Consider the following 15,036-nt stretch of genomic DNA (forward strand, 5'->3'; position numbering starts at 1 on the left):
CCCGACGACGGAAGGACTCCCGGTGCGCACCACCCGGACAGGATTGGCCGCCCTGGCGGCCCTGCTCGTCGCGACCACGGCCACCACGGCCGCGGCCGCCGATCCCCTCACGCCCTACACGACCCAAAAGCTCACCTGGGGCGACTGCCCGTTCAAGCCCGCCGCGAACGACGCGCCCGTGCAGTGCGCCCGGGTGGTCGTCCCGCGGGACTGGGCCGACCCGGCGTCGGGGCACGACCTCGAGGTGTCGATCAGCCGGGCCGCGGCCACCGGGGAGCGGCGCGGCGCCCTCCTGCTGAACCCCGGCGGGCCCGGCGGCCAGGGCACCACGCTGGCGGGACCGCTCGCGGCGCTGGAGCCGTCGGTGCACGCGCTCTACGACTTCGTCGGCATGGATCCGCGCGGGACCGGGCAGGCCGGGACCGACGACCACGGCTTCCAGTGCCAGGTCCCGGCCGGCCGGCTCCCGCAGGGCGCCCTCGACGCCCGGGACCGCTCGGCCGGAAGCATCGCGCGGCACCAGCAGGTTCCGCGCGCCATCGCCGAGGCGTGCCAGAGCGACGCGCTCGCGCCGTTCGTCACCACCTGGCAGACGGCGCACGACATGGACCTGGTCCGCGGCCTGCTCGGCGACGAGAAGCTCAACTACCTCGGCTACTCCTACGGCACCTGGCTCGGCGCGAAGTACGCGTCGCTGTTCCCGGAGCACACCGGCAAGACCGTGCTCGACTCCAGCGTCGACTTCGAGGGCCGGCTGCAGGCCGACTTCGAGGCCTTCCCGGTCATCGACCAGCGGCAGTTCGACGACGTCTACCTGCCGTGGCTGGCCCGCACCTTCCCGGACCAGCTGGGCCGGACGGCCGCCGAGGTCAAGGCGAAGTGGGAACGCGTGCGCGCCTACTACGGCACCCAGGGTGTCTCCCCCGACACCTTCGACAGCATCTTCGTCGGCAACGGCAGCCCGATCCAGTGGCTGCTCGGCGCGCTGGTGTTCCTCCAGGGCGCGGCCGCGCTCGACGGGACGTCCGCCACGCCGCCGCCCGCGCTGGCCGGGCCGCTGGACGCCGCGTCGCGCGAGAAGTTCGGGGTGCCCGCGGCCGAGCTGACCCCGGCGCGGGTCGTCGCGCTCGCGCCCGACTACACCCAGGTTCCCGGCACGCGCTACGCCGTCGCCTGCGGTGACCAGCCCACCCGCAGCTCGGCCTGGTACAAGCGGCTCAGTGACCGGCAGGGCCCGCAGTACCCGCTGTTCGGCTGGGCGTACGGACTCGGCGAGGCGTGCGGCTTCTGGTCGGACGCGCCCCGGCACGAGCTCCCGGACGTGCCCGCGGAAGTGGCGGCGAACATCCTGGTGGTGCAGGGCGAGTTCGACCCGCAGACCGGCTACGAGCAGGCGAAGTCGGGGGCGCGGGCGGCGGGTGTCCCGCTGGTCTCGGTGGACGACTCGCCGTTCCACGGCCAGTACGCGCTGGCCGGCAACCCGTGCGTCGACGGGCTCGTGAACGTGTTCCTCACCAAGAACTCCCGGCCCGGCGCGACGACCTGTCCCGGCGTGCCGCTGCCCGGCGAGGATCAGGTGTACCCGGTGGCCGGGCCGGTGCGGAACGGAGCGCCGTCCGTCCAAACGCGACTCGCGGACGGGACTTCGGCGCTGCGCGGCCGGCTCCAGGACGAGGTCAGCGCCCTCAACCGGCGGTGAGCTCGCGGCTCTGCTCGCGGATCGACTCCACCGTGAACCCGGACAGCACCACCCGGGCGGAGCACCGGCTCACGCCGGACCCGGCCGAGGGCACCCGGCGGAGCACCACCTCGTAGCGGCGGTCCCGGGCGGCCACGACGACCGTCCGGGAGTCGCCGTGCGGGTGCTCTTCGAGCGCCAGCACGGCGTCGAGGCTCCGGAGACCCGTGCGGTTGCGGACCGCGATCTCCGCGTACTGCGCCCACGGGGTCTCCGCCGAGGTGCGGCCGCGCAGGTGGTCGAGGCGGACGTTGCCGTGCAACGCCTCCTTGGCCACCAGCTCGGCTTCCGGCATGCCGAGGCCGCCGTGGATGAAACCGTCGGGGACCGTCAGGAGGTTGCCCGCCCAGCGGTCGCCGCCGACGTGGCTGACCTCCCAGACCAGGCCGGGGTGGTTCTGGGCCAGGCCGGTCGCCACCGGGCGGCCGAAGACCGCGCAGCACATGTCCTTGCTGCCGTGCGTGCAGACCAGGAACAGCGGCCCGGCCACCGGGGCGCCGTGCCCGCGGCGGCCGGCGGCCACCGCTTCGAGGTCGACGTCGGAGAGCTCGTCCAGGGACAGGCGTTCCAGCCAGCGCTTGCCCGGCCGGCCGCTGGCGACGAACACCGTGCGCGACGAACCCGGCACCCGCGCGTGGCGGCCCGGTTTCCGGATGAGCAGCGGGCGCAGGCCGGCCTCCCGGGCGGCGTCGAGCCGCCGCCCGGGGAACAGCTCGTCCAGCGTGGTTTCGAGGGCATCGGGCGCCCAGGCGCCGGGCTGCTCGATGAGCAGCCAGGACGTCATGTGGCCGGCGGTGCCGGCGGGCTCACCCCCGAGGGCTCGGGTGAGCGCGGCGCACCCCGGCGCCGCACCTGCGTGTCCGGCGCAAGCTCCTCCTGGTGCCTCGGAGCTCGACTTAGGCATGCCTAAGCGTACCTGACTAAGCGGGCGCCAGCAGCCCCTGTGTGACCAACTCTCCGAGGAACGCTCTCAGCGTCGCCCGGTCGAGTGCCGGCGCGGCCTCGGCGAGCGCCCCGAACGAGCGGGGTGAGCCGCTCAGCAGAGCGTCGAGCACCGGCCGGGCGGCCGCGGCGAAGACCAGCCGTTTTCCGGCCGCGAGCAGGGCGATCGTGCCGTCGCCGTCCGCCAGTGCGGCCCGCGGGGTGAGCATCCGGACCTCGAAGTCGTCTCCCGGCGGGAGCCGCTCGCCGGTCGCGGCCCACGGCAGGCCGACCCGCGGGTGCGCGGGCGCCTGGGCGTCGCGGTCGGCGAGGAACCGGTCGACGAGCTCGTCGGTCATCAGCTCGGTGATCCGCTGCCGCAGCTCCGCCGCCCGTTTCGTCCGGTCTTCCGGCGCGGCGAACCGCGGCAGGTCGGCGCGGAACAGCTCGTCCGCGCGCACCTGGTCGGCGAGCCACGCCACGAGGTCGACGCCGTTGGCCGCGTTGAAGCCGATGGTCAGGTGCAGGGACTCCTCGCCGACGGCGGAGACGTCGTGCCAGTGCCCGCGCGGCACGTAGAGCACGTCGCCCTCTTCCAGCAGGAAGTCCTCGAGGGGCTCGCCCTCCGGTTTCGGCGGGAGCTCGACGTCGCGCTGCAGCGGCGAGGGGCGGGTGAGGCCGTGCAGCCGCCACCGCTTCCGGCCGGAGATCTGGATGATGAACGCGTCGTGGTCGTCCCAGTGCACGTCGAAGCCGTGCGTGGTCCCCCACCCGGCGTAGAGGTTGACCTGGACACGCTCGCGCAGGTCGTGTTCGAGCCGGGCCGTGAGGTCGCCGACCTGGTCGACGAGCTCGTTGACCGAGTCGAGCACGAGGGTGGCGCCGGCGCGCAGGTGCTCGGCGAAGGGCGCGGACAGCACGCGCGGCACCAGGCCGGTGCGCCGGGTCGGCACCATCTCCGTGTAGGTGTGCGCCGGCACGACCTCGCCGTCGAGGGCGAGGCGCAGGCGCGGGAAGTCCAGGCGGTGCTGCCGCAGCACGCGGTCGATCTCCCGCCACGGGAGCAGGGCGGCGAAGCGCCCCTTCTCCCCCGGGAACCGCCGCGGGGACTTCCCCAGCACGTCGTCGAAGAACTGGCCGGCCTCGAGGGGTGCCACGAGGTCGGCCAGTCCGGGAATCTCCGTCACGACGGCTTCGGCTAGTCGTTGCCGTCGTTGTCGGCGACCGCGCCGTTGGCCTTGCCGCGGTCGACGGCCGTCGGCAGCGGCTCGACACTGAGCAGCAGACCGCTGGCCTGGTTGTCGCTGACCGTGTTTTCCTGCGCCATCCGGGACCTCCCAAACGTCGACGACTGGATTTCCCACGCTACGTGAGAGAAGCGTGACGGTCATCGATCATTTGAGTAGTCCCGTTCCCCCGTCCGGCGAAGATCAGCGCGGGGTGACCAGCGCCGGGATCGAGGTGTGGCCGTTGGAGAGGAACGACGGGACGCCGGTCAGCTCGCCCGGATCGACGGCCAGCCGCAGGCCGGGGAACCGGTCGAACAGCGCCGGCAGCGCGATGGCGGCTTCGAGCCGGGCCAGGGGCGCGCCGAGGCAGAAGTGGACGCCGTGGCCGAAGGCCAGGTGCTGCTTGTCTTCGCGGCCGAGGTCGAAACCGTCGGCGGTCGCGCCGTGCTCGGCCGGGTCGCGCCCGGCGGCCGCGTAGGCGGCGAGGATCGCCTCACCGGCGCCGATGACCACCCCGCCGCCGAGCGTGATGTCGTCGACGGCGTACCGCAGCGGCAGGTACGGCACCGGCGCCTGCCAGCGCAACGTCTCTTCGATCACCTCACTCCACGTGTGCTCGCCGCGCCGGACGGCCGCCAGCTGCTCCGGATGGGTGAGCATCGCGGTGACGGCGTGGTCGAGCAGGTTCACCGTCGTCTCGTGGCCCGCGGTCAGCATCAGGATCAGGGTGTCGACCAGCTCGTCGGCCTCGAGCCGGCCGGTGTCCTCGGCGCGGGCCGCGATCAGCCCGCTGGTGAGGTCGGCACCCGGGTCGGCGGTCTTCTCGGCGACGAGCCCACGCATGATCTCGTACAGCTCCAGCGCGTTCGCCTGCGCCCGGGCCGGGGTGACCGTGGTGTCGAAGATCGTGTCGACGACCGTGCGCAGGGCCTCGCGCCGCCCGGCCGGCACCCCGAACAGCCGGCAGATCACCTCGACCGGCAGCGGGTAGGCGTAGCCCTCCCGCAGGTCGACCGGCTCGCCGCCGGCGCCCGCGCGCTCGATCTCCGCCAGCAGCCCGGCCGTGATCGTGGTGATGTCCGGGCGCATCGCCTCGACCTGGCGCGGGGTGAACGCCTTGGCCACCAGCGTCCGCAGCCGGCGGTGGTCGGGGCCGTAGGTGGTGAACATGTTGCGCACCGAAACCCAGATGCGCAGCGGCCAGTCTTCGGAGATCCGGCCTTCGCGCCAGGCCGTCCAATGCCGGTTCGGGTCCTTCGAAACCCGGGGATCGGTAAGGAGTTTCCGCAGGACCGCCGCGTCGGGAACGGCCCAGGCCCGGACACCGCCGGGCAGTTCCACCAGCCGGGCCGGACCCGCGGCCCGCAGCCGCGCTCCCTCCCCGTGGACGTCGTGACCGAAGGTGTCGAGGACCAGCGCGTCGCCAGTTGTCATTCACCCGACGATATTCAGTTCCCGGCGACGCGCGGGCGCCGCGGGAAAACCTGTCACAGCAACGTAAGACTCGCTCAGGCGGCGCGGGCCCGCCGGTCGACGTCGTGGCGGCGGCCGCCGTGGAAGACGAGCGGCTGTTCGCCGGCGCCGCGGCCGGCGGCGACCACGCGGCCCAGGAAGATCGAGTGGTCGCCGCCCGCGCTCGCCTGCTCGAGCTCGCACTCCAGCCACGCCAGCGCCCCGGTGAACAGCGGTGCGCCGGTCTTCGGCCCGATGCGGTGGCCGACCGGGCCGAACTGGGCCATCCCGCCGGGACGGCGCCAGTCGGCGAAGTAGCCGGCCAGCTCGTGCTGGTCGGCCGCCAGGACGTTCACCCCGAACGAGCCCGCGGTGACGATCGCGGTGTGCATCCGCGCCGCCTTCGCCACGCAGCACAACACCATCGGCGGCTCCGGTGACACCGGCGCGAACGCGCTCGCGGTCATCCCGTGCGCGTCCTCGCCGCCCACGGTCAGGACCGTGACGCCGGTCGCGAACTGGGCCATCACCTGACGGAACCCGGGTTGCGGCGCGAGGCGGCGAGCCCGCGCCGCCGGCACCCGCTTCAGCGCCCGAACCGGTCCGGACATGGCACACCTCTTTCTCCGCCGTCGAAAACCCTCGCCTCCAGTGCAGCCCGCGCGCCGCACACCCGCTACTCGTGCGCTGCGCATCCCCGGGGCGTGAGCGCTTCACATCCGTTCCTCGACCCGCGGGGCGGATCGTGGTCGGCACGCAAGAACGGCAGCGGAACGGAGGAACCCATGGAAACGACCGCGACCACGGCCGACCGGCGCACGGAGGCCGTGCCCGTCCAGCGGGGCGAGCACCGGCGGATCGACATCCCGGCGCAGCGGACCGGCGCGCCGCCGGCGGAACGCGAATACGTCCGCGAGCACATCGTCCTCGGGTACAACTGAGCCGCGCGGCCCCGGCGGCGCCACCCAGGGTTCCGGCAAGGCCGGATTCGCGCGGCCGAGCTGCCGTCGGCTCCGACCGCGACCTTGTGTGTCGCGAACCGGGTGTCAGAGCGTGCCGGGGCTCGGGCCACCGGGGCCGGCGCTCAGCCGAGCGCGACGTCCGTCGACCGCACCGGGACCGCGTCCAGCGCGGCGAGGGCCGGCTCGTCGAGCTTGATCCCGCCCGCGGCGACGTTCGCCTCGAGGTGCGCGGTGTCCGCCGTGCCCGGGATGAGGTGCACGTTGGGCGCGTGGTGCAGCAGCCACGCGAGACCGACCTGCGACGGCGTGCAGCCGAGCGACTCCGCCGCGGTGTGCACGGCCGGCTCGTCGGTCACCTTCGGCAGGCCGGGGAAGGCGCCGCCGAGCGGGAAGAACGGCACCCACGCGATGCCTTCGGCGACGCACAGCGCGAGCATGTCCTCGTCGGCGCGCCCGACGAGGCTGTAGGCGTTCTGCACGCAGGCGATGCCCGCCGGGAGCGCCCGGCGCAGGATGTCCGTGGTCACGGCGCTGAGCCCGATCGCGCCGATCTTGCCCTCGTCGCGCAGGGCCGTCATCACCTCGAGCTGGTCGTCGAGGTCCACCACCTGGTCCCCTTCGGCCGTGACGCCCGGCCGGGTGTCCGCGCGGCGCAGGTTGACCAGCGGGATCCGGTCCGTGCCGAGGCTGACGAGGTTCTGCTCGACACTCGCCCGCAGCTGTTCCGGCCGCTGCGCCAGCCGCAGCGGGATCGGGCCGTCCGGGTCGGGGTCGGCGCCGACCTTGGTGGCGACCAGGACGTCTTCGCCGGACTCGAGCGCCTCCCGGATGACGCCGTTGACAAAGCCGTTCCCGTAGAACTCGGCGGTGTCGACGTGGTCGACACCGAGCTCGAAAGCCCGGCGCAGCAAGGAGACGGCGGCCGCGCGGTCGCCGCGGAGGCGTTCGAGCTGCATCGCCCCGTAGCCGACCCGCGAGACGGTGCGGCCGGCGAGCGGGCCGGTGGGTGCGTTCGAGGTCATGGTGATCCGCCTTCGTGCGATGATGGAGAAGCGGAGGGACCTCCGCTAAGCCGAAGATAGCACAACCGGAGGGGCCTCCGTTTTGACTTCGCCCGATCGAGCCGTCCGCGCCGACGCGCGCCGCAACCGCGAGAAGCTCGTCACCGTGGCGCGCGACGCCTTCGCGGCGGCCGACGGCGCCGTCTCGCTGGAAGCCGTCGCGCGCGAGGCCGGCGTCGGGATCGGCACGCTCTACCGGCACTTCCCCACGCGAGAGGCGCTCGTCGAAGCCGTCTACGCCGCCGAGCTCGACGACGTCGCCACCAGCGCCGCGACGTTCCTCGCCGAGCTCCCGCCGGAAGCCGCCCTCCGCGCGTGGATGAACCGCTACGCGGCGTTCGTCGAAACCAAGCGCGGGATGGCCGACGTCCTGCGTGCCGGCTGGGCGTCCGGCCGGATCGCGACGCCGGTGACGCGGCAGCGCATCACCGCGGCGATCGGCTCGATCCTCACCGCCGGCGCCGAAGCGGGCGTCTTCCGCGCCGACCACGACCCCGAAGACGTCACGACGTTGCTGCTCGGGATCTTCCTGGCCACCTCGCCCGGGCCCGAGCCGGAGCGGATCGCCCGGCTGCTCGACCTCGTCGTCGACGCCCTGCGCCCCCGCTGAACCCGGCCGCCACGCTAGGGTCGGTCCCACCTTTGACCGTTGAGGAGACATCAGTGGTAGCCGAAAGCGAGCGGCCCCATCGGCTGGCCGGAATGCTCGGAACCGAGCGTGAGCGGCTGATCGCCCGGTGGGCCGAACTGGCGGGCTCGGCGGTCCGCGGCCGGCTGACCACCGTCGAGCTCGAGCGCGACCTCCGTGACCTGTACGGCTCGCTCGTCCCCGTCGTCAGCCTGGACGGGAACCTCGACCGCGCCGAGTACGGCGAGATCAAGGCCCAGCTCGCCGACCTTTCGCGGTCCCGGGCCCGCCAGGGCTTCAGCCCGTCCGAGACCGCTTCGAGCGTCTTCGCGCTCAAGCAGGCCGTCTCCGAGCTGACCGAAAACGAGGACAGCGCCGAGGTGTTCCGGGAGGTGCTCGCCTTCTCCAGCCTGCTCGACACGCTCGGGCTCTGGACGTTCGAGACCTACGCCGCCGCCCGCGAAGAGATCATCAAGGAGCAGTCCGAGCAGCTGCTCGAGCTGACGACCCCGGTCGTGAAGCTCTGGGAAGGCGTGCTCGCGGTGCCGCTGGTGGGCACCCTCGACTCGGCGCGCACGCAGGTCGTGATGGAGAAGCTGCTGGAGTCGCTGGTCGAGACCGGCTCCGAGCACGCGATCATCGACATCACCGGCGTGCTGGCCGTCGACACGCAGGTCGCGCAGCACCTGCTCAAGACCGTCGTCGCGGCCCGGCTGATGGGCGCCGAGTGCACCATCTCCGGCATCCGGCCGCAGATCGCGCAGACCATCGTCGCGCTCGGGATCGAGTTCGGCGACATCACCACCAAGGCGACCCTGGCCGACGCGCTGCGGCACGCGCTGCACCGCGACGGCGTGGTCGTGAGCCGCTCCGGCGAGCGGACCCGCTGATGGACCGCGTCCCCATCCTCAAGATCGGCGACATGCTCCTCGTGTCGATCCAGATCGACCTGCAGGACCAGAGCGTGCTGGCCCTGCAGGAGGACCTCGCCGAGAAGATCAGCACGACCGGCGCGTCCGGCGTGGTCATCGACATCTCCGCGGTGGAGATCGTCGACTCGTTCATCGGCCGGATGTTCGCGACCATCGCGTCGCTGTCGAAGCTGTTCGACGCCGAGACGGTCGTGGTCGGCATGCGGCCCGCGGTGGCGATCACGCTGGTCGAGCTCGGCCTGACCCTCGGCGACGTGCACACCGCCCTGGACCTGGACCGCGGGATCTCGGTCCTGCAGAAGCTCACCGCGCGAAGGAGGGGTGCGTCGGTCGAGCAGGACGATGAATCCGTCCGGGTCACCGGATGACCGGCGCCGCGGACGGACCCGACGAGATCGCGATCCGCGCCGACGAGGACGTCGTCCGGGTCCGGCAGCTGGTCCGCGCCTACGCCCTGCGGCTCAAGCTGTCGCTGGTGGACCAGACCAAGCTGGTCACCGCCACCAGCGAGCTCGCCCGCAACACGCTCATCTACGGCGGTGGCGGGTCGGCCCGCGTCGAAGAGGTCGACAACGGCCGCCGCAAGGGCGTGCGCGCCACCTTCCACGACGACGGCCCGGGCATCCCGGACGTCACCGTCGCCCTGGCCGACGGCTGGAGCAGCGGCACCGGCCTCGGGCTCGGCCTGGGCGGCGCCAAGCGGCTGGTGGACCAGTTCGACCTGGACACCGAGGTCGGGCGCGGCACGAAGGTCACCGTCGTGAAGTGGGCCCGATGATCGACGGCGCCTGCCTCCCGGTCACCGAGGACCTCGCCTGGGTCCGGGTGGAGCACGGCACCGCGCACGGCCGGGCCCGGCGCGCCGCGGCCGGGCTCGCCACCCGGCTCGGGTTCGACGAGGTCCGCGCGGCCGAGGTCGGCCTCGCGGTCACCGAGCTGGAGACGAACCTCGCCAAGCACGCCACCGAAGGCGTCCTGGTCGTGCGGGTCGTCCGGGCGGTGACCGAGGCCGCCGTCGAGGTGGTCGCGATCGACCACGGCCCCGGCATGGCCGACGTCGACCTGTCCCGCCGGGACGGCGAGTCCACCACCGGCTCGCTCGGGGTCGGGCTGGGCGCCGTGGCCCGGCTCGCCGACACGACCGCCGTGCTCTCCGAACCCGGCCGCGGCACGGTCGTCACCGCGCGCTTCCACCCCCAGCGCACGGCGCCGGCCGAGCTGTCCGGGGAGACTGCCACGGGCATCACCCGGCCGATCGGCGGCGAAGACGTCAGCGGCGACGCCTACGCCGTGCACCAGGAACCCGGGCGGCTGCGCCTGATGATGTGCGACGGGTCGGGGCACGGCCCGCTGGCGGCCGCGGCGGCCCGCGCCGCGGTCGAAACCTTCTGCGCCCACGCGACCGAACGCCCGGAGGTGCTGGTGAAGCGCATCCACGAGGCACTGCGCGGAACCCGCGGCGGCGCGATCGCGATCGCCGACGTCGACGCGGCCGCGGGGACGGTCCGGTACGCCGGCCTGGGCAACATCGCCGGCAGTGTGGTGGCCGACGGCCGCAAGCAGGGCATGGTCTCGGTCCCGGGTGTCGCGGGCTACCAGGCCCGCACGATCCGCGCCTTCGACTACGCCCTCCCGCCCGGCGCGACCGTGGTCCTGCACTCGGACGGCCTCACCGAGCGCTGGAGCGTCGAAGGCCGCGAGCGGCAGTTCGCGGCCGGCCCGCTCGAGATCGCGGCCTGCCTGCTGCGTGACGCCGGGACCCGCAACGACGACGCCGGCGTCCTCGTCGGCAAACCACGCCCATGACCGCGCGGCGGCGCGACGAGCTCATCCGCCTGCCGATCGCGGCCGAGACCGACGTGTTCGCCGTGCGCCGCTGCGGCCGGGAGGTCGCCGCGGCCGTCGGCTTGGAGGGCCAGGACCAGGTCCGCGTCGCCACCGTGCTCAGCGACGTCGGCCGCGACCTGGTCGCCGCCGGAGTCCAGGCCACCGTGCGGTTCGTGCTCGCCGACGCACCGGCGGCGCTCGTCGCCGAGTTCAGCTGGCGCGGCCGGGCGGCCGAAGCGGTCCTCGACGCCGGTCGCGCTACCGCGGAGCGGCTGATGGACGGCCTGGACGTCACCTGCGAGGCCGGGCAGAACGTGGTCTCGCTGCACAAGCTGCGTTCCTCCGGGCTCCGGACGCCCGCACCCGCCGACCTCGCGCGGCTGCGCGAAGTCCTGGGGCAGCACGGGATGAGCACGCCGATGGACGAGCTGCGGGCCCAGAACCAGGACCTGCTGGAGACCCTGGAAAGCCTCGAAGCGAAGAGCCGGGAACTCATGCGGGTCAACGAAGAGCTCGAGGAGACCAACCACGGGGTGGTCGCCCTCTACAAGGAGCTTTCCGAAGAGCTCGAAGAAACCAACCGCGGGGTGGTCGCGCTCTACGCCGAGCTGAACGAGAAGTCCAGCCAGCTCAAGGCGGCCAGCGAGGCGAAGACCCGGTTCTGGTCGAACATCAGCCACGAGCTGCGCGCGCCGATCAACTCCGTCATCGGCCTCGCCCGGTTGCTGAGCGGGCCGGGCGCCGACCCGCTCACCGACGACCAGCGGCGCCAGGTGGGGCTGGTCAACGACGCCGGTTCGACGCTGCTGTCGCTGGTCAACGAGCTGCTCGACACCGCGAAGGCCGAGTCCGGCCACCTGGTCGCGCAGCCGTCCCAGGTGGACCTGGTCGCCGTCTGCCTCCAGCTGCGCGGCGCCCTGCGGTCCACGGTGGCCTCGCCTGAGGTCGAGCTGGTGATCGAGGTCCCCGAACCGGCTCCGCAGCTGATCACCGACGAGACGATGCTGGTGCGCATCCTGCGCAACCTGCTGTCCAACAGCCTCAAGTTCACCGAGCGCGGCGAGGTCCGGCTGACCGTCGGCGCGGACGACGACGACGTCCGCTTCACGGTGTCCGACACCGGCATCGGCATCCCGGCCGACCAGCAGGACCGCGTCTTCGAAGAGTTCCACCAGGTGCCCAACGACCTGCAGGCGCGGGCGCCGGGCACCGGGCTCGGCCTGCCCTACGCACGGCGGCTCGCGGAGATCCTGGGCGGCGGCCTGGAGCTGTCCAGCGAGCCCGGCACGGGCACGACCGTCGTGCTCCGCCTGCCGCGCCCCGACCCGCGCCGGGCGACCCCGGTCCGCGTCGGCTCGCTGCTCATCGTCGACGACGACGCCGACTTCCGCGTCCGGCTCGCCCGGCTGGTCGGCGACCTCGCCGCCGACGTCCGGCACGCCGCGGACGGGCGGGAGGCGATCGAGGTGTTCGACGGGCACCGGCCGGACCTGGTCTTCCTCGACCTGCTGATGCCCGGCATGAACGGCCGCGAAGTGCTGCAGGTGCTGCGCGAAAAGCCCGGCCTGCGCGACATCCCGGTGGTCGTGGTCTCCTCGGCGGTGCCGGAGGGACTGGACCTCACCGGCGCCGGGCTCCGGGCGGGTCTGCTGCTCAAGTCGCAGGTCTCCCCCGAAACCCTCAGACTGGCGGTCGGTGAAGCCTTCGCGGTCGTGGCCAGGACGGTGCCCAGATGAGTGATCCCGGCGAGCGCGCGAGAGCGAGCATCCTGGTCGTCGACGACCTCGAGGCGAGCCGGTACCTGACCAGCAGCTGGTTGCGCCGCAACGGTTACCGCGTCACCGAGGCCAAGACCGGCCGGGAGGCACTGGCCGCGCTGGACGCCGAGCCGCTCGACCTCGTCCTGCTGGACGTCAACCTCCCGGACATGAGCGGCTTCGACGTCTGCGACCGGGTCAAGGGCGACCCACGGACCGCGGCGATGCCAGTGATCCACATCTCGGCCACCGCCATCGAGGTCGAGGACCGCACCACCGGGCTCGACCGCGGCGCGGACGGCTACCTCGTCGAGCCGGTCGACCCGGGCGAGCTGGTGGCCACCGTCGAGGCCGCCCTGCGGTACTACCGGGCCCGGACGCGGGCCGAACGGCTGGCGGTGCGGCTGGACCGGCTGACCCACGCCACCCGCGCCATGAACAGCGCCACCACGTTCGACGACGTGCTCGTCGCGGCCGCCGCGGGCGCCGCGGCCGTCTTCGAGGGCCCGGCCACGGTCCTCAGTTCGAGTCACCACGGTTTAGCCCGCTCGGCCGCCACGGACGGGCCAGGCCGGACGCCGCTCGTGCGCTCCGACACGTTCCGCGCGTTGGCGGAGGTCACCCGGTCGGTGAGCGCGGCGAACCCGGGCACGGAGGCTTCCTTCGCCCAGCTGGTCACCTCCCCGGACGGGACCACCCTCGCGTTCGCCCAGGCGAACCCGTCGCTGGTCCCCCTCGTACTGACCGTCGAGCCGGGCGCGATCCGGTCGGACGACGACCGCAACCTCCTGCTGCAGCTCGGCCAGGCGACGGCGCTGGCGTGCGAGGCGATGCGGTCGTTCACCGAGGAACACCAGCTCGCCCTCACCCTGCAGCGCAGCCTGCTGCCCCGACATCTGCCGGTGTCGCCCGGGCTGGAGATGTGCGCCCGGTACGCGCCCGCGAGCGCCAACGCCGAGATCGGCGGCGACTTCTACGAGGTGTCCGACCTCGGCGGGCGCCTGCTCATCGCCGTCGGCGACGTGGTCGGGCACTCCCTCGAGGCGGCCACGGTGATGGGTGAGGTCCGCCACGCCCTGCGCGCCTACGCCGTCGAAGGGCACGGGCCGGTCGAGATCCTCGAGCGGCTGGACGCCATGCTGCGCCGCTACCACCCGCGCGGGCTCACCACGGTCAGCCTCGTCGTGCTCGACCCGGCGACGGGCGCCGCGGAGGTCGCGAACGCCGGGCACATCCCGCCGTTGCTCGCCGACGCGTCCGGCGCGCGCTACCTCGGCATCAAGGGGCCGCTGCTGGGCCTCGGGCTGCCGCGGCCCGCGGCGACGTCGCTCACGCTCGACCCCGGCACGCTGCTGCTGCTCGTCACCGACGGCCTGGTCGAGCGGCGGGGCAGCGTCGTCGACGACGGCATGGAGCTGCTGCGCACGGCCGTCGCCCACGACGCCGATCTGGAAACCCTGTGCGACACCCTGCTCGCCCGCTTCGGCGCGGCCGCGGAGGACGACATCGCGCTCCTGGCGCTGCGACGCAGCTGAGGCCCAGGCGCGGCTGCTAACGTTTCCGCAGACGCGGTTGAGCACCAGCCGCGGTGCTCTAGCCGTGTGCTCCCTGCCGGCGCACGCCGATCCGGAGGAGCTCACCCTTGGCGGCCCCGCCCGACTTCGCCATCGCCATCACCTCGACCGACCACGAGACGCTGCTCCGCGCGGTCGGGGAGATCGACTCGGCGGTTTCCGAAGACCTGCGCACCCAGCTGACGACCGCGATTGGCGACGGGCGTCCCGTCATCGCCGACCTGACGGACGTGACCTTCTGCGACTCCAGCGGCCTGACCGCGTTGGTCCACGGCCACACCACCGCCGAAGAGGCGGGCACGGAGTTCGTGATCGTCACCGCGCAGCGCGCCATCCTCCGGCCCGTCGCCCTGCTGGGGCTCGCCGACCTCCTGCGCATCCACCCGGACGTCGAGACAGCCCGGGCCGCACTGGGCCCGAAACGCGAGTAAACGTCGCGAACCTGGGTATTCTCGACGTGGAAACGATCACATCCGGGCGGTTCCGCGCCACCGGGCCGTCGACGGGAGGAGTTTCACCGTGGCGGTGACCTGGGATCGGGATGACCAGGCCGGCTGGCAGAGCCTGGACCTCACGGGCGCCGACCTGACGGACCTGGCCGCCGCCCGGCACTGGGCCGCGGCCCGGCTCGCCACGCTCGGCGAAGCGCACCGGATAGACACTCTGCTGGTGGTGGCCGAACTGCTGGACAACGCCTACCGCCACGCCAACGGCCCGGTGCAGCTACGGCTGTTGCGCAGCCACGACCCGTGCGAGACCGCGGTGGCGGTCACGGACACCGGCGCCGAAGCGCCGCGGCTGCGCACCCCTGACGGCGAGGGCGGGCGCGGGCTGCGGCTGGTCGACCAGATCTGCTCGGCCTGGGGTGTGAGCCACCACGACGAGGGCAAGGTCGTGTGGGGCCGGCTGGGGTGCGCGAACTCGGGGCTCGCCTGCCCGCCGGTTCCCGGGTAGC

General features: G+C 73.3%; 17 protein-coding genes. 11 read left to right on the forward strand and 6 right to left on the reverse strand.

Features of this window, described 5'->3' with window-relative positions; genetic code table 11:
* Nucleotides 1-22: 22 nt before the first annotated feature.
* Entirely contained in the window at nt 23-1,699 is a 1,677-nt protein-coding gene (locus ACZ63E_RS18575; protein ID WP_465337287.1) for an alpha/beta fold hydrolase, read from the forward strand.
* On the opposite strand, the gene ACZ63E_RS18580 is transcribed toward ACZ63E_RS18575, so the two are convergent.
* From ACZ63E_RS18580 to ACZ63E_RS18600, 5 genes are all read right to left on the reverse strand, one after another.
* A complete protein-coding gene (locus ACZ63E_RS18580) occupies nt 1,686-2,522 on the reverse strand; it encodes a sucrase ferredoxin (RefSeq protein WP_465337288.1) in 837 nt (278 codons plus the stop codon). The two genes, ACZ63E_RS18575 and ACZ63E_RS18580, sit on opposite strands and share 14 nt — an antisense overlap.
* A 136-nt stretch (nt 2,523-2,658) precedes the next feature.
* Nucleotides 2,659-3,846, reverse strand: coding sequence for a cupin domain-containing protein (locus ACZ63E_RS18585; RefSeq protein ID WP_465337289.1), 1,188 nt, complete (start codon nt 3,844-3,846; stop codon nt 2,659-2,661).
* An 11-nt stretch (nt 3,847-3,857) separates the two neighbouring features.
* Nucleotides 3,858-3,986, reverse strand: a complete 129-nt coding sequence (locus ACZ63E_RS18590) for a hypothetical protein (RefSeq protein ID WP_465305974.1) — start codon at nt 3,984-3,986, stop codon at nt 3,858-3,860.
* Nucleotides 3,987-4,089: 103 nt separating this feature from the next.
* Complete coding sequence (locus ACZ63E_RS18595; protein WP_465337290.1) at nt 4,090-5,322, reverse strand: cytochrome P450 family protein; 1,233 nt, start codon at nt 5,320-5,322, stop codon at nt 4,090-4,092.
* Nucleotides 5,323-5,396: 74 nt separating this feature from the next.
* The gene (locus ACZ63E_RS18600; protein WP_465337291.1) at nt 5,397-5,951 is read right to left on the reverse strand and encodes a flavin reductase family protein; all 555 of its coding nucleotides are present in this window, start codon (nt 5,949-5,951) and stop codon (nt 5,397-5,399) included.
* Between the two features lie 174 nt (nt 5,952-6,125).
* Between ACZ63E_RS18600 and ACZ63E_RS18605 the strand changes: the two genes are divergently transcribed.
* Nucleotides 6,126-6,281 (forward strand): hypothetical protein, encoded by a 156-nt coding sequence (locus ACZ63E_RS18605; RefSeq protein ID WP_465305979.1) that lies wholly within the window; start codon nt 6,126-6,128, stop codon nt 6,279-6,281.
* A gap of 143 nt (nt 6,282-6,424) precedes the next feature.
* On the opposite strand, the gene ACZ63E_RS18610 is transcribed toward ACZ63E_RS18605, so the two are convergent.
* Entirely contained in the window at nt 6,425-7,324 is a 900-nt protein-coding gene (locus ACZ63E_RS18610) for an aldo/keto reductase (RefSeq protein WP_465337292.1), read from the reverse strand.
* Between the two features lie 82 nt (nt 7,325-7,406).
* On the opposite strand from ACZ63E_RS18610, the gene ACZ63E_RS18615 reads away from it, so the two are divergent.
* The 9 genes from ACZ63E_RS18615 (at nt 7,407) to ACZ63E_RS18655 (ending at nt 15,035) form a co-directional block, all read left to right on the forward strand.
* Nucleotides 7,407-7,973, forward strand: a complete 567-nt coding sequence (locus tag ACZ63E_RS18615; protein ID WP_465337293.1) for a TetR/AcrR family transcriptional regulator — start codon at nt 7,407-7,409, stop codon at nt 7,971-7,973.
* Between the two features lie 92 nt (nt 7,974-8,065).
* The gene (locus tag ACZ63E_RS18620; protein WP_465337294.1) at nt 8,066-8,881 is read left to right on the forward strand and encodes an STAS domain-containing protein; all 816 of its coding nucleotides are present in this window, start codon (nt 8,066-8,068) and stop codon (nt 8,879-8,881) included.
* A complete protein-coding gene (locus tag ACZ63E_RS18625; protein ID WP_465337295.1) occupies nt 8,881-9,291 on the forward strand; it encodes an STAS domain-containing protein in 411 nt (136 codons plus the stop codon). Before ACZ63E_RS18620 ends, ACZ63E_RS18625 begins: the two co-directional genes overlap by 1 nt.
* On the forward strand, nt 9,288-9,701 hold the full coding sequence (locus ACZ63E_RS18630; RefSeq protein ID WP_465337297.1) for an anti-sigma regulatory factor: 414 nt from the start codon (nt 9,288-9,290) through the stop codon (nt 9,699-9,701). The genes ACZ63E_RS18625 and ACZ63E_RS18630 overlap by 4 nt, the downstream gene beginning before the upstream one ends.
* Nucleotides 9,698-10,729 carry a SpoIIE family protein phosphatase gene (locus ACZ63E_RS18635; RefSeq protein ID WP_465337479.1) on the forward strand — a complete coding sequence of 344 codons (1,032 nt, stop codon included), beginning with the start codon at nt 9,698-9,700 and terminating at the stop codon, nt 10,727-10,729. The genes ACZ63E_RS18630 and ACZ63E_RS18635 overlap by 4 nt, the downstream gene beginning before the upstream one ends.
* Entirely contained in the window at nt 10,726-12,486 is a 1,761-nt protein-coding gene (locus ACZ63E_RS18640) for an ATP-binding response regulator (protein WP_465337298.1), read from the forward strand. Before ACZ63E_RS18635 ends, ACZ63E_RS18640 begins: the two co-directional genes overlap by 4 nt.
* The gene (locus ACZ63E_RS18645) at nt 12,483-14,042 is read left to right on the forward strand and encodes a SpoIIE family protein phosphatase (protein WP_465337299.1); all 1,560 of its coding nucleotides are present in this window, start codon (nt 12,483-12,485) and stop codon (nt 14,040-14,042) included. Before ACZ63E_RS18640 ends, ACZ63E_RS18645 begins: the two co-directional genes overlap by 4 nt.
* A 107-nt stretch (nt 14,043-14,149) precedes the next feature.
* Nucleotides 14,150-14,512: an STAS domain-containing protein gene (locus tag ACZ63E_RS18650; protein ID WP_465337300.1), complete on the forward strand. Its 363-nt coding sequence runs from the start codon at nt 14,150-14,152 to the stop codon at nt 14,510-14,512.
* Nucleotides 14,513-14,600: 88 nt separating this feature from the next.
* Nucleotides 14,601-15,035, forward strand: coding sequence for an ATP-binding protein (locus tag ACZ63E_RS18655; protein ID WP_465337301.1), 435 nt, complete (start codon nt 14,601-14,603; stop codon nt 15,033-15,035).
* Nucleotide 15,036: the final 1 nt, after the last annotated feature.

This window comes from Amycolatopsis sp. NPDC104819 (assembly GCF_055583145.1).

Coding starts and splice junctions, on each gene's coding strand:
- ACZ63E_RS18580 (WP_465337288.1), bottom strand. CDS start 2,522: ATGACGTCCTGGCTGCTCATCGAGCAGCCCGGCGCCTGGGCGCCCGAT.
- ACZ63E_RS18595 (WP_465337290.1), bottom strand. CDS start 5,322: ATGACAACTGGCGACGCGCTGGTCCTCGACACCTTCGGTCACGACGTC.
- ACZ63E_RS18640 (WP_465337298.1), top strand. CDS start 10,726: ATGACCGCGCGGCGGCGCGACGAGCTCATCCGCCTGCCGATCGCGGCC.
- ACZ63E_RS18590 (WP_465305974.1), bottom strand. CDS start 3,986: ATGGCGCAGGAAAACACGGTCAGCGACAACCAGGCCAGCGGTCTGCTG.
- ACZ63E_RS18600 (WP_465337291.1), bottom strand. CDS start 5,951: ATGTCCGGACCGGTTCGGGCGCTGAAGCGGGTGCCGGCGGCGCGGGCT.
- ACZ63E_RS18630 (WP_465337297.1), top strand. CDS start 9,288: ATGACCGGCGCCGCGGACGGACCCGACGAGATCGCGATCCGCGCCGAC.
- ACZ63E_RS18605 (WP_465305979.1), top strand. CDS start 6,126: ATGGAAACGACCGCGACCACGGCCGACCGGCGCACGGAGGCCGTGCCC.
- ACZ63E_RS18625 (WP_465337295.1), top strand. CDS start 8,881: ATGGACCGCGTCCCCATCCTCAAGATCGGCGACATGCTCCTCGTGTCG.
- ACZ63E_RS18610 (WP_465337292.1), bottom strand. CDS start 7,324: ATGACCTCGAACGCACCCACCGGCCCGCTCGCCGGCCGCACCGTCTCG.
- ACZ63E_RS18645 (WP_465337299.1), top strand. CDS start 12,483: ATGAGTGATCCCGGCGAGCGCGCGAGAGCGAGCATCCTGGTCGTCGAC.
- ACZ63E_RS18635 (WP_465337479.1), top strand. CDS start 9,698: ATGATCGACGGCGCCTGCCTCCCGGTCACCGAGGACCTCGCCTGGGTC.
- ACZ63E_RS18620 (WP_465337294.1), top strand. CDS start 8,066: ATGCTCGGAACCGAGCGTGAGCGGCTGATCGCCCGGTGGGCCGAACTG.